This window comes from Spirosoma aerophilum, assembly GCF_054782495.1.
In genome coordinates this window covers 1,936,945-1,950,775 of the sequence record NZ_BAAGSJ010000013.1, presented here as the reverse complement: position 1 = coordinate 1,950,775, position 13,831 = coordinate 1,936,945, and the positions used below count along the sequence as shown (strand labels likewise).

The following is a 13,831-nucleotide window of genomic DNA, read 5'->3' as shown; positions in this document are numbered from 1 at the left end:
ACTAATAGGCTATAAACCAGTCACTACGATGCGTACTGAAAATTCGTCAACTCACAATAATACCCGCTCCATTACCATAAATCGGGCCATGTATGGAGCGTTCGTACTGCTTAGTCTCTATTTTGCGCTCACTGGCTCTTACACAGATGCCGCTTCTAACATGGGCATCGCCCTGATCTTCGACCCGTTTGACCAAACTGTACGCTGGGATCATCGGCCGCGCTGGCAGCGGGTTTGGCTTATTGCCCATTTGCTGGTGATCGTCGGTCTTGTATTCGTGTACTGGAAAACAGCTGGAGCCTGAGCGTCATGAAAAAGAAGGCTATTTTTAGTATGGTACTGGCCGCGCTTTCGGGGGCTGTTCTGAGTTATGGGAGCATCCGGGCGTTACAGTATTCGTTTTCCGGGGCTGTCATGAAAAACCTGGTCCATGCCAGCAGTGGATGGGAGGACGCTACAAAGCTAGTGAGTGTGCTGGTGGCTGCCTGGGCTGCCCTCCTGGTGCATGAGTTAGGGCACCTGCTCACGGGTCTGGCCCTGAATTTCCGCTTTTATATCCTGGTGGTCGGGCCGCTGGGAATCCGTCGGAACCCCGATACCGACCGGGTGGAATGGTATCTCAACCGGGATGCCGGACTGTATGGTGGCGTGGCGGGAACCGTTCCGCTAATAACGAGCGATTCGCTTCGCACCAAATTTGCTGCTATTGTTGCCGCCGGACCCATCGTTAGTTTCCTAATGGCAGTATGGACGCTCTGGCTGGGTTATGTTGGGGCCAACGCGCTTACGGCTGATTCGTCGGCGGGGGCGCGTATTGCCGTCTGTTTTAGTCTGGTGTTTGGTGTGTTTTCGGGTATGTTTTTTCTGGTCACCACCATTCCCGGACGGACAGGGCCATTTTTTACCGATCGCGCCCGGTTCTTTCGACTGATAGGTGGTGGACATCCCGCTGCGGTGGAACAAGCCACCCTTGAACTGCTGGTGCACAGTCAGTCGGGTCAGCCCTATGCCACGATCAATGAAGCTCAGATTGCCTTGTTGCTCAACGAGCCGGAAACATCACTGCGGCTGTTTGCCCATATTATGGCCTACTATAGCCACCTTGATCGGCAGGAAACAACGGAAGCTTTTGACCACCTGAAGAAAGCCGAAGCTCTGCTCGATGACCAGCCAGCCGTGATGAAGATAGAGGTCTGGAAAGAGCTGGCCTTTGCGTACGCCTATGTCGATCGGGATGTGAAACAGGCGTTAAGCAACTGGTCAAAGATCAAGCCCTCGCCCGATGAGTCCCCCTCGGCCTATAGGTATTTGTTCTGGGCGGCCCTGGCCCGCGCTCAGGGCGAATCGGCCGAGCGAGTGAACGAATGGGTAGCCAAAGGGTTATCAGCGCTTCCGGCTGTTCCTATCCGTAGTGAAGACCGCCTAAGGCATCAGTTGCTGACTAGCATTAGTAAACAAAAGGCTCTAATTTAAGCGACGTAAGCCCCCGCTACCGCCCCTCATGTTGTCAGAGCAGGAGTTCGTTCGTCAGATTCGCCGGCATCAGAAAATCATTCATAAAGTTTGTCATCTCTATGCCGACAAACCGGAAGACCGTGAAGATCTGTTTCAGGAAATCCTGCTCAACGCCTGGAAAGCGAATGCCACGTTCCGCCAGGAGGCTGCCTTTTCTACCTGGCTCTATCAAATAGGACTGAATACCGCTATCTCTCACATACGTCGGGAAAAACGAAAACCGGCTCAGGATGATCTCGATGGAGCTTTACAACTGCCCGACTTTCAGGATCAGGATACCGAAACACAGTTTGCTGCGCTTTATACCGCCATTGGGCAATTAGATAAGATAGATAAAGCCCTTGTGCTACTCTACCTCGACGATTACGACTATACCACCATTGGTCAGCTACTGGGTATCACCCCCAATTATGTAGGGGTAAAGATGAGCCGGATTAAGCAACAGCTGAAGCAAAAAATACAACACGATTAACGAATGGAACTCGACGAATTTAAGGCATTCTATCAGGCTCAGTTTGAGCATGTTCCTGACAAGTCGGGGGGCGACCTAGAGGCAATGCTTCAGAAACGCTCTCATTCGGCTATTGAGCGTATTCTGCGAAACATGCTTTGGGAGGTGAGCGGGTCCTTGTTGATCATGCTGGTGCTGGCCGTTTTAATGGTTATCTGGTCATCGGCTATTTTTCGGTGGGTGGGTCTGGGTCTGGTCTTAATAAGTCTTGTTCAGGTGGTGGCGTTCTCCCGGCAATACCGCCAGCTTACCGCTCGACTCAATCGGGCATCCGGGTCCGTACGGACTTACCTTGAGGAACTCGTCGCCATTATCAGCCGGTTTGTACAAACCTACTATCGCTACTGCATGCGTTCGATTCCGGTAAGTGTTTTGCTGGGTGGAGCACTGGGCGTGTACATGGGCATTACTGACGATCGGAGTGACCCGGCAGTGGCCGCATTGCCCGAGCACCCCGGTATAGGCTTTCTGGTGATCTCCATAGTCCTGGCTATCAGCACCGTCATAGGGGTTTACGTTCTACTGAAATGGTACATACACCATATGTACGGCCGGTATCTGGACGAACTCAGGCACTGTCTGAGCGAATTAAGCGATCAGGCTCAATAAGCTGAAGAACTCTTCATGCAACATTGCTCTTCGCTTTCCTCATTTGTCTGCAAAACTCCCCTTATCTTTGGCTCCCGGTTCACAAAAGACCCGAACCGAATCTGCCAATGGAGTCTACGCTCAACAAAGCAACCCTTAAAAACATAATTTTTGACCTCGGCGATGTCATCATCCCTATTGATCTGACGGCCCCCATCCGGAATTTTGCGATGCTGGCAAACCTGCCCGAAGAACAGGTTCGTGAGCTCTGGATGCAGCACGACATCGTTGGGCAGTATGAAACCGGACTGATCGACGACGAGGCTTTTCGTACCCATATCCGCAGCCTGTTGCCCAGTGATACCTGGGCCGATGAGGTGATCGATACGGCCTGGAATACCATTCTCCTCGACTTACCCATCGAACGGCTTGAGCGCGTGAAGCAGCTAACATCGCAATACCGGGTGTTTTTGCTGAGCAATACCAGCCCGATCCATATTCGTCAGGTCAACAAAGTACTGACGCAAATGAATGAGCCGACCCTGGAGGAAATCTTTGAGCGGGTGTTCTATTCTTACGACGTGCGGATGATGAAGCCCTCGCCCGAAATTTATCAGTATGTACTGGCTGAATCCGGTTTAGTGGCCGAAGAAACCGTTTTTCTGGACGACAATGCCGCAAACATCAAAGCCGCTGCCGCGTTAGGTATCCAGGCTATACAGGTACAGCCACCCCTAACAATATTAGACTACTTGCAGGATGTATGATGTAGGATCGGGGCCGCCCGTGCGGTAGGATGTAGCTGGCCGCGAAAGCAAGACATCATATACCATACATCATACATCATTCTTTCTATGAATAAAAGTGCCCGCACCAACCTCCTGCATGGAGGTCTTTTTTTACTTACACTGATAACCACCACCATGGCCGGGGCCGAGTGGATGTTTGGTCGTTTGTTTATTCCGATTGAAGGGATGAAAACCCTTGGCTGGGATGAATTTATGGCTGGTTTCAACTTCTCGATCCCGTTTCTGGCCATTCTGACGGTGCACGAGTTTGGCCATTATTTTACGGCTAAGGCTAATCAGGTACGGGTAACGCTGCCTTATTACATTCCGCTATGGATTGGCATTGGGCAAAGCATTGGTACGCTGGGGGCGTTTATTCGGATACAGGACGCCATCAACAGTCGCCGGAAGTACTTCGATATTGGGATTGCCGGGCCATTGGCTGGCTTTGTGTTGGCACTTGTTGTCTTATGGTACGGCTTTACGCACTTACCCCCGCCTGAATTCATTTTTACTATCCATCCTGAGTACCAGAAATGGGGGCTTGATTATGCGCGCTATGCCTACCAAAACATACCGGAAGGAGGGGCGATGGGACTCGGCGATAATTTGCTGTTCAGCTTTTTTAAGAACTACGTGGCCGACCCGGCCCGGCTGCCGCATAAATACGAAATGATTCATTACCCGTATCTGCTGGCGGGTTATCTGGCCCTGTTTTTCACGTCCCTCAACCTCATTCCGATTGGGCAGTTGGATGGTGGGCATATCATGTATGCCCTCATTGGACGCAAACGGTTTCAATGGGTATCGCCTATATTATTCATCGCCTTCGTTTTTTATGCCGGGTTGGGCATGTTCAAACCAACGGATTTTGCCGTAGCTACCGACAATGAATTTTATTCGGAACTGGGCAACTTTGGTTTGTACGTTGGCTTTCTGTACCTGGCCTTTTCGCGCATCAGCGAAAACAAAATGACGTCGTTGATCACCGCCCTGAGCGTTGTGGCTGTGCAGTTGGTTGTATCGTGGCTGCATCCTGACTGGCAGGGTTATCAGGGATTTCTGGCTTTTGCGTTTGTGCTGGGTCGGTTTTTGGGGATTTATCATCCCGAGACGGAACTGGAAGAGCCGCTGGATGCAAAGCGCCAAGTGCTGGGCTGGATCGCCCTGATTGTCTTTATCTTATGTTTTAGCCCCCGCCCATTCCTGTTTTCGTAGAAACGGTGCCAATTAATTGAATTTACTTATCTTGAGGTCGCATATAATTCTCTTTATCCAATGCGACAGCTTTCCGACGCGGAGTTAATGGCGGGTATCCGGGCTGGTGGCACACAGCGACGGATCTTCGAAAACAAGCTTTACGAGAAATACCGATACTTTATTAACGAAGGCACCCGTAAGCATCGTCTGACCGAAGACGAGAGCGCCAGTGTGTACTCGGATACCATCCTGACTGTATTTGATAATTTAACCAGCGACCGCTTTGAAGGCCGATCTGAGTTTAAAACGTATCTATATCAAATATTTTCGAATAAATGTGTTGACGAAATTCGCAAAAAGACGACTAAGCGAAGTAGCGTCCACGATGCCTTTTCCCTCGATGATTCACTGATGCAACTGCCCGACGAAGCGCGCTCGGTGGTGCAGAAGCTCATTGCCCAAAGCGATGTCGCTAAGCTGCATCAGCATCTGAGAGAGCTGGGTGACAAATGCAGAACCATGATTCTGTCCTGGGGAGAGGGGTATTCCGACGACGAGATTGCGCTGGCAATGGGCTATAACACGGCCGCTGTGGCTAAAACCAGTCGCCTGCGCTGTTTGGATAAACTTCGTGAACGTTTCCGCGACATACTATGAACACTGATATTGAAACAATTGAAAATTACGTAACGGGTCAACTCACCCCGGACGAACGGGCTCAATTCGAAGCGGCTCTCCAGTCCGATCCGGCCGTGGCCAAAGCCCTGGCGTTCTACGTGTTGTCGAAGCAGGTGGCCCGAGACCAGGCTCGTGAAGAACGAAAGGCCGAACTGGATGCTTTACGGAACAAGTTGGTATCCGAGGAAACAAGCTTAACGCGTTCCCGTCCTTTGTGGAGTGTCCCCATGCGCTGGGCGGCTGCCGCCAGTATATTGGTTCTGCTGGGACTCGGCTGGTACTTCTTCCGGCCAACGGACTCGACAATAGCGGCAACCCAACTGACCGATGAATACGTCACGCAGCATTTCATGCAACTGCCGACGACCATGGACGGCGGGACGTCCGGTTCGGGGACGACAGACAGTTTAAAAACAGCCGTGGGGCTTTTCAACAGTGGTAATCTTGCCGACGCAGGTACTATGTTTCAGGACATACTCAAGCGCCAGCCTACAAACGATAGTGCCTTGAAATTTTCGGGAATTGTTTCCCTGCGTGAAGGAAATTACGACCAAGCGATTGACCTGTTTCACCGGCTGAGTGAGCGGACTGAGCTTTACAGCAACTACGGTTTATTCTATGAAAGTCTGGCCTTAATCAAGCGCGGACGACCGATGGATAAAGCTAGGGCCAAAAAGTTGCTCGGTGAAGTGATTTCCAGGAACTTGGACGGCAAACGGGAGGCTGAGAAATTCATTAAGAAATTGTAAGGCTGCCTTTAACCATTTAAACCACCAAAATATATGAAACGAGCACGTTTAATTCGTCTGTTAACAGGTACAGTAGCCCTGGCAATTGTTATCTCGTTTACATCTTGTAAGAAGGAGACTGAAGTAAAACCCAAGGAAGAAAAGACAACCTCTTCTACTGATGCTCCAAATGTTAACGGTGGTGGTTCTAACCCTAGTGCGGGAACAAGTCATTAATTGTAAATCATTTTCCTCAGTATTAACAAATAAGAGTACGAAAGCCCAGCCAATTAAAATACGCTGGGCTTGTTTCTTTTTATCTGTGTAAATACGACAAAGCTGATATGTTGAAATTATTTAGGATTTATAATAACATTGACTTTCGTCATCCTGACTCAGGAGCGTCCCCTCTGACTAACCAAAGCATACTATTCTGAATATCCCTCCTTTATCGGAAGAATAGATGCGCTGTAACAAAAGCAAACTATTTGAAACCTGAGTAACTAACCGTTCGATAAATGCCAACAGAAAAAATTGTTTCAGGGGGTGATTAACAGCAACTTGGAGGGGAAAGGCGAGCCTAAGAAGTTCGTGAACGGATTTTAATCAGTCGTTAAGCACATTCATACGTGCAGTTTGCTGATACTGTAAATGATAAAATGCATAGGCGACTGTACCAATACAATTTTTAACTATCCACAATACCATTAAACCTGATATACCTTTTCTATGAGACCGCCAAAATCCATTCTGGGCATAATCCTATATGGCCTGATACACTTCCTTGAGTACTTACTGTCTTTATTAAGTAAGCCAAAACCAACGAGTCCAGTACGTGAATGGCCTGATAAGCCACTTGACGACACAAAACCCTACGAAGAAGTGCCGAATCAGTTATCGAATACTAAGCTCTTGGCAGATAACCGGCGGGAGAAAGATCCGGCAAGGCGATTATTTCCGGCAGAAGCTATACTCTCCAGGGGACGTATCATTAATCCGCTACAGTTCATCGTTGCGGTAAAAAAAGAGCCAGGAATAACCCCCCAGCAAGAGGAGGCCATCTGGAAAGTAGGTAATCAGCTTTCTTTAGTGAGCAAGCAATCAGAAATTCAGGTTGAAATTAAAAAATCCCGGAAATGTTCACCGGATGGAAAGCGATACGTATTGCTGCAAGCGGTGAATAATGAATCGATAAACCAACTGGAAGGAAGGTCAGTTGACATTGTCAATGCTCAGGGGAATTCTGTTGGTAAACTTCATGATGGCGGTGGATCTAATGCTGGTGGGGGTAGGGAGCATTCCGGGGGGCAGTCGAACTGCTTTGGTGCAGCTATGCTGGTAAGACCGCTGCCAGACCGGCCTTCTGAATTAAGTAAGCCAAGCCAGTTTTCCGATTACTCGAAAAAGATTATTGTTGCTGTTCTGGATTCGGGCCTGTTGCCATATCCACATAGAGGAGACGGCCCCATTACCTGTAGTGATCCAAAGCAGTTTGGCTGGAATTTTGTCGATGACAACGCCAATCTTACCGATAACCACGAAGGGCTGCATGGCACGAAAGTAAGCACCCTTATTAAGCAGTATGCTCCAGATACAAAAATTCTTCCTGTTAAGGTGGCAAATGAGCATGGCGTTCTTGATCTGTATGACGTACTCTGTGGGTTAGAATACGCCCGAACACATGGTGCTACCGTAGTCAACGCTAGTTGGTCATTTTCGGCAAATCAAAATAACACAGAAGAAACAGACTTCCCTTTGTTACTGGGCGCCATTCGGGATCTGGACGAATCAGGGGTTGTGGTGGTAGCCGCTGCGGGTAATAGAAGCCAGTATGTACCGGAAGCAAAGGGAGAAATTGCCAGAAACAATGCGCCCAGAATTTACCCAGCCTGTTATAGCGCTATTCAGGGCAATGTGATTACCGTAACGACTGTAATCCAAAAAGATGACAAATTTATGGCCTTCGAAAACTATTCTCCTCGGTATGTAGATACTGGTGTTGTGCCGCCGACTGCTTCGCCTGCTTTACCCGAAGGCGAATTTGCCATTGATGGTTTTAGGGGAAGTTACGAGGGCTCTTCATTCGCTACGCCAATTGTGGCAGCAAGAGTTGCCAGTCTCTTAAGTAGTCTGATGGGCTTTACCAGTAAACGAAGAATACTACATCAGTTAAAAGGCTTTCACGAAAAAGATGATTTGATTAATGAAATCCGCGACGGAGGTTGCTACATGGCAGAATAGACGGCTTACGGTCTTATTCATTTTCATCTCAATGTATGGACAGGCTCAGTGCATTAAACGCACTGAGCTTTTAGCATTAGCGGATTCTTCTTTCTCTCAACCGTATGCGACCCAGATAAGGGTTCTTTCGTCTGTTTTGACAAATTGGGACCGCTGCCATTATCTGAAAGATTCGTCGTATGTCAACCTAATGTTAACCCGTGCCAAAGCCCGCTCTCTGACGGGTGATGTAAAAACGGCTATAAAGGATGTCGAACAGACGTTACACTTATATGCTCAACCTCATTCGTATCTAAAAGGTGAAGATCAGATAAAAGCGTATTATCGTTTAGGATTCTATTGGAAAAAAATTAACCAACCAGAAAAAGCTATCGAAGCGTCTGGAAAAGCAGTGAGGCTGGGTGAGTATCTGCCCGCCAGCCAATGGGTTTCTTTCGCCTATAGTACATTAGCTCATGTATATTATTCAGCAGGGGAGTACCAAAAAGCTATTGAAAATGCTAAACGGGGTATGAGCCAAGCGAATCAAATAAACGATACCATTGCCTATCTTGAAAACAGCGAGGAGAAAATAAAAGGATTAATTGCTTTATTTGCATACCAAGATGCAGAAGAAGAATTGTCTGTCTCTATTAATATTGCTCGAAAAAGTCCTAATACAAGTTATGATTTAGCTATTCTTTTAGGTTATAGAGCTAATATCGAACTGAAATACCAAAATAGAAAGAATGCTTTAGCTTCTTTTGGTGAAGCTTTACAGATAAATCTATTTAATAAAAATGAAAAAAATATAATTGACAATTATATAGATATAGGTTATCATATATTTTACAAAGATAATGAGTACAATAAGGCATTAAAGAGTTACCAGACTGCTTTAACTATGGCTTCTGACCCATATCTTAAGCTACGGTTATTAGATAATGTAGGGGTAGTGTACTGGAAAAAGAAACAATATGCTACCGCACTTAAGTATTATCAAACAGGATTGGATAATATCGCATCTGGCCTAAGTAAACGTCCAATTACTGATTTACCTGAAGCCAAACTCATACGGATAGCTTCACAAAAAGAATTTGTACTAACCCTCATACAAGACAAAGCTGACACTTGGCTCGATTATGCGAAAGCAACTGGGAATGACCGTAACCGGCTAAAAGCCGCCCTTGCTACCTATAACGTTGCCGATCAAATGATCGACTTCATGCGTTGGGAACATACGGGAGAGCAATCGAAACTGTTCTGGCGGCAAACAACTAGGGGAATGTATGAACGGGCAATCGAGACATGTTATCTCCTCGGTGATGCGGAACAGGCGTTTCGGTTCATGGAAAAGAGTCGGTCGGTAATGCTGGCCGATAAAGTAAACGAACTGGGTGCTCGGCAACAATTAACAAAAGAGCAACTAGCAGAAGAACAGAAGCTGCAACAGTCGGTCAGTAGCCAGCAGGAGAAACTCGCCGACCTATCGCCTAATAATAGCGCGGCCTATAATGTTGCTCGAATGGCCCTGTTTGCCAAACAGGATAGCCTGAATGACTTTCTTAAAAAGCTGGAAACAACTAATCCTGCCTACTACCAATATAAATACGATAATAAAATAACATCGCTGGCTGATTTGCAGCAGTATCTGAAAAAGCAGTCGGCATCACTCGTGACCTACTTTGTGGGCGATAGTTCACTCTACGTAATGAGTGTTACAGGCGACAAAACCAGTTTAACCAAACAACCGGTTGGGGCCTACAATCAATCGCTGCGTCAGTTTTCCAAACGGCTGTCCGATCCTGTCTCAATGGAGAAACGGGAGGATGTGAATCGGTTTCTAACGCTTAGCCATAATCTATATCGGCAGTTGCTGGCTCCCCTAAACATTCCCAAAGGCCGGGTTGTGGTGTCGCCCGATGGTTTTTTTGTGCCCTTCGATGCGCTGAGCCGTTCGGCCAGCCAGCCCGACTATGTGGTGGCTGACTACGCGTTCAGTTATGTGTATTCGGTCGGGTTGCTGTTGAAGTCGAATGGCTCGCGGGGCGTCGTGCCGAGCTTAAACCCGGTTGATTTCCTGGGCGTAGCACCGGTTGAATTTGCCCCGTCCTTAAAGCAGGTTGTTCTGCCGGGTTCGGATGCCGCTCTGGAACCCATTGCCGAGCGTTTCAACGCATCTACGTTACTCACCCACGGAGATGCCACGCGGGAAGCCTTTCTTGAAAAAGCAGCCAACGCCCGAATCATCCATCTGTTCACCCACGCCACCGCCGACAGTACCGACCGTGAACCATCCCTCTATTTTACTGATTCGGCCCTGCAACTCTCCGACTTGAGCGATCAGGCATTACCAAACGCCCAGATGGTTGTTCTTGCTGCCTGCAAGACCGGTATTGGCGCTGACCAGCGGGGGGAAGGGGTGTTTAGTCTGGCACGTGGCTTTGCGGCCCTGGGTGTTCCCAGTGTGTTAACAACGCTGTGGAGCGTGCAGAATGAAGCGACCTACGAACTGACAGACCTGTTTTATCAGTATCTGGATCAGGGCTTGCCGAAAGACATTGCCTTACAACGAGCGAAAACAGACTGGCTGAAAAACGCTGAAGGTGCCAGCGCTCTACCAAATTATTGGGCCGGTTTGATCATTGTCGGTGACCCCAAGCCGCTGATACATTTATCCTACAGCCCCTGGGTGGCTATTCTGTTCCTGATGGCAATAGGTGCAATGGGAGGATTGCGGTTCTGGCAGAAACGGGAACGCCGGTCTAGGCCACAACTTTCATCTGCTCACTCAGCTTGAATACTTCTTTCAGGCATTGTGCGGTAAGCACGGCATCTTCCAGCGCATTATGAAACCCATCTTCGCGGGCAAAACCGAAATAACTGGCAATAGCCGTCAGGCTTAGTCGGTCGGGGACTTTGCGGCCGTTCGCTTTTAAGACCCGGAAGGTAAAATAAGCCAGCGTGTGCAGATCGAGCAGTACGCGGGAGTAGGGCCATTTAAGTTTTTCGTAGCGGTAGGCTTCCTTCAAAAAGTTAATGTCGTTGATAACGCTTTGACCGCAAATAATCACGTCGCGCAAATAGGGCGTTCGGTCCAGTTGTCCTTTGGGAACGCGTAGACCGAGCTGTGTACAAATCCATTCTTCCAACTCAGGCAATACGTCATAAATCATCGGCGCATCTTCCAGTTCAGCCAGGGAAAGGTTATGGATTTTTTCAGACGATGACGAAAAGGCATCTTTATTCTCCGGATACACATTCGTGAGGTAACGGCCGCGCTCTATCCAGTTGTCGTCGAATAGGACGGCACCAATCTGAATAATTTCATTGTAGTCGGGTTCGGGCCCGGTCATTTCAAGGTCGAGGACTAAAAAAGCCATGTTGATGGTTGATTTTTGATGGTTGAATGATGAATCGTAAAATTCAGCTTTATTAATTGGAAAACTATTCGACAATTTTTCAGGTATGGAATTATTTGAACCCGGTCGGGGTTTAATTAATAACTTCGACATAATAAACCCCGGTAGCGTTCCTGCCGGGGTTTATTGCGTTTAAACCGGGTTGAAAAAAGACTTAGTTCTGGCTGACGAAGCTCTCTCCCCAAATGTACTTGCTAAACCAGTTGTAATTTTCTTCCATAACCTGCCGCATCGACTTGGGTTTGGTAATGCCATGACCAAACCCTTTGTAAACAACCATTTTTACCGGAACGCCTTTGTCTTCCAGAGCCAGCCGTAGCTCATACGCATTGGCAATGGGAACACGCCTGTCCAACTCACCATGCTGAATAAGCGTCGGCGTTTTGGCGCGGCTGATGTAGGTGATCGGGGATGTTTTTTGGTAAATGTCGGCGTTGTCCCATGGAGTGCCCTGAAGATATTGCCGCGTAAAGGGGGTGATATCGGTATTCTGATAATAGGTGGCCCAGTTCGAGATACCGGCCCCGACTGAGGTTGCTTTGAACCGATCGCTGTAGGTGGTAATGAACGCCGAGATGTAGCCACCCTGACTCCAGCCCATAGCGCCTACTTTGTCTTTGTCGACCATGCCTTTACCAATCAGGTAGTCGACGCCGGTGATCACATCATCATAATCGCCGAGGCCCAGGTTTTTGACGTTCAACGCCCGGAACTTTGCCCCGTACCCGGCCGATCCCCGATAGTTTGGCCGTAACACCAGCGCCCCCTTAGCCGTAAACTGTTCGACCGGATAATAGCGATCCGCCGTGATGGACGGGAGATCAATGCCGGTGGGTCCGCCATGAATAACGACCAGCAACGGGTACTTGCGCGACGGATCATAATTGGCCGGTTTGATCAGTATACCTTCGATGATGTTGCCATCGGCCGATTTCCAGCTGATCACTTCCCGAGTCGACATCTTAAAGGGCTTTATCTGGGCCCCCATGTCCGTTAGCGTTTTGGGCGCAAAGGTTTGAACCGATGAGGTCTGTATCTCGGCATAGGTATTCGGCAGGGCACCCACAAAGGCCATTTGGCGGCCATCTTTGCTGAACGAGAATTGCGTAGCGATCAGCTTATCCGATTTGGTCAAGCGCTCGGTCTTTTGGGTGGCCGGGTCGAGCCTGAACAAATGAGAGCTGGTTTTCTGATAGCCGCTGAACAGAATACCGTCGGGTGTCCAGTCCAGTAGATTAGCGTTCTCGTCGAAGGTGTTCGTCAGGATGGTAGGTGCTCCTCCTGTGGCCGACACGGTGGCAATCAGGCGATTCGTGTAAAAATAGGATTCATTTTCATTGGCCGTCACGAAGGCAATCTGTTTCCCATCCGGAGACCAGACCGGATTCTGGTCGGGGCCTTTCAAGGACACAATCTTTCGGCTGATGGTATCGCCAAGGCTGAGCACATATAAATCGGAGGTATGGCCGTTTATCAGGTCCGGGTTCTTAGCCGCATCATACGCTATTTTCTTGCCGTCGGGCGACAATACAAAGCTGCCTACAGAAAAGTCTTTGCCTTTGGTTAGAGGTTTTGCCTGAGCGGGTTTCTCATTGAACAGGCTGTCGATTAGGTAGAGATGAATCATCTTGTAATCGTCCCGCACCACTTCATAATCGCTGTATTTCTCCTTCCGTTCTTTATCCGGTTTCGCATCGGGCACTGTAGCCGAGAAAACGATTTGTGTACCCGTTGGCGACCATTTGAAGGACGTTACGCCTGTTTCAAACTTGGAGATGGGCCGTGCTTCGCCACCGGTTGGGTTAATGAGGTACAATTGGGACTTGTCGTCGCGGGTGGATAGAAACGCCAGCCATTTGCCATCCGGTGACCAGGCCGGACTATTATTCGATTTTTTGGAATGAGTGAGCTGAAACCGATTACCTGTTTGGGCGTTTACCAGCCAGATGTCGGTATCGAAGGCATTTTCTTCCCAGTTCGTTTTGGTCAGTGTATAGGCCACCCATTGCCCATCGGGCGAAATCTGGGGGTTCGATACACTTTTCAGGGCAATCGCCTGATCGATGGAAGGCGACTGGGCATGGCTGCCAATACTTCCCAGAACATAGGGTATCAGAAAGATGAAGTAGACTAATTTCATGAAGTAAGTGAATGGTTTATAATGTTTTGAATGTACAAAAC

13 protein-coding genes are annotated in these 13,831 nt (G+C 48.5%); 11 read left to right on the top strand and 2 right to left on the bottom strand.

Annotated features, from left to right (window positions below):
- Nucleotides 1-28 precede the first annotated feature (28 nt).
- From ACYVK4_RS19495 to ACYVK4_RS19445, 11 genes are all read left to right on the top strand, one after another.
- Nucleotides 29-304 (top strand): hypothetical protein, encoded by a 276-nt coding sequence (locus tag ACYVK4_RS19495; RefSeq protein ID WP_461129198.1) that lies wholly within the window; start codon nt 29-31, stop codon nt 302-304.
- Between the two features lie 5 nt (nt 305-309).
- Nucleotides 310-1,473: a zinc metalloprotease gene (locus ACYVK4_RS19490; RefSeq protein ID WP_461129197.1), complete on the top strand. Its 1,164-nt coding sequence runs from the start codon at nt 310-312 to the stop codon at nt 1,471-1,473.
- Nucleotides 1,474-1,501: 28 nt separating this feature from the next.
- Nucleotides 1,502-1,987, top strand: coding sequence for an RNA polymerase sigma factor (locus ACYVK4_RS19485; protein ID WP_461129196.1), 486 nt, complete (start codon nt 1,502-1,504; stop codon nt 1,985-1,987).
- Between the two features lie 3 nt (nt 1,988-1,990).
- The gene (locus tag ACYVK4_RS19480) at nt 1,991-2,635 is read left to right on the top strand and encodes a hypothetical protein (RefSeq protein WP_461129195.1); all 645 of its coding nucleotides are present in this window, start codon (nt 1,991-1,993) and stop codon (nt 2,633-2,635) included.
- Between the two features lie 107 nt (nt 2,636-2,742).
- Nucleotides 2,743-3,381 (top strand): HAD family hydrolase, encoded by a 639-nt coding sequence (locus ACYVK4_RS19475; protein ID WP_461129194.1) that lies wholly within the window; start codon nt 2,743-2,745, stop codon nt 3,379-3,381.
- An 87-nt stretch (nt 3,382-3,468) separates the two neighbouring features.
- Nucleotides 3,469-4,620, top strand: a complete 1,152-nt coding sequence (locus ACYVK4_RS19470; protein WP_461129193.1) for a site-2 protease family protein — start codon at nt 3,469-3,471, stop codon at nt 4,618-4,620.
- A 60-nt stretch (nt 4,621-4,680) separates the two neighbouring features.
- Nucleotides 4,681-5,259 carry an RNA polymerase sigma factor gene (locus ACYVK4_RS19465; protein ID WP_461129192.1) on the top strand — a complete coding sequence of 193 codons (579 nt, stop codon included), beginning with the start codon at nt 4,681-4,683 and terminating at the stop codon, nt 5,257-5,259.
- Entirely contained in the window at nt 5,256-6,029 is a 774-nt protein-coding gene (locus tag ACYVK4_RS19460; RefSeq protein ID WP_461129191.1) for a hypothetical protein, read from the top strand. The genes ACYVK4_RS19465 and ACYVK4_RS19460 overlap by 4 nt, the downstream gene beginning before the upstream one ends.
- 33 nt (nt 6,030-6,062) lie before the next feature.
- A complete protein-coding gene (locus ACYVK4_RS19455) occupies nt 6,063-6,245 on the top strand; it encodes a hypothetical protein (RefSeq protein WP_461129190.1) in 183 nt (60 codons plus the stop codon).
- A 492-nt stretch (nt 6,246-6,737) separates the two neighbouring features.
- On the top strand, nt 6,738-8,249 hold the full coding sequence (locus tag ACYVK4_RS19450; RefSeq protein WP_461129189.1) for a S8 family peptidase: 1,512 nt from the start codon (nt 6,738-6,740) through the stop codon (nt 8,247-8,249).
- 883 nt (nt 8,250-9,132) lie between these two features.
- Nucleotides 9,133-11,028 carry a CHAT domain-containing protein gene (locus ACYVK4_RS19445; RefSeq protein WP_461129188.1) on the top strand — a complete coding sequence of 632 codons (1,896 nt, stop codon included), beginning with the start codon at nt 9,133-9,135 and terminating at the stop codon, nt 11,026-11,028.
- Here the strand turns inward: ACYVK4_RS19445 and ACYVK4_RS19440 are convergent.
- Nucleotides 10,994-11,611, bottom strand: coding sequence for a 3'-5' exonuclease (locus ACYVK4_RS19440; protein ID WP_461129187.1), 618 nt, complete (start codon nt 11,609-11,611; stop codon nt 10,994-10,996). The two genes, ACYVK4_RS19445 and ACYVK4_RS19440, sit on opposite strands and share 35 nt — an antisense overlap.
- A gap of 193 nt (nt 11,612-11,804) precedes the next feature.
- The gene (locus ACYVK4_RS19435; RefSeq protein ID WP_461129186.1) at nt 11,805-13,790 is read right to left on the bottom strand and encodes a S9 family peptidase; all 1,986 of its coding nucleotides are present in this window, start codon (nt 13,788-13,790) and stop codon (nt 11,805-11,807) included.
- Nucleotides 13,791-13,831 lie beyond the last annotated feature (41 nt).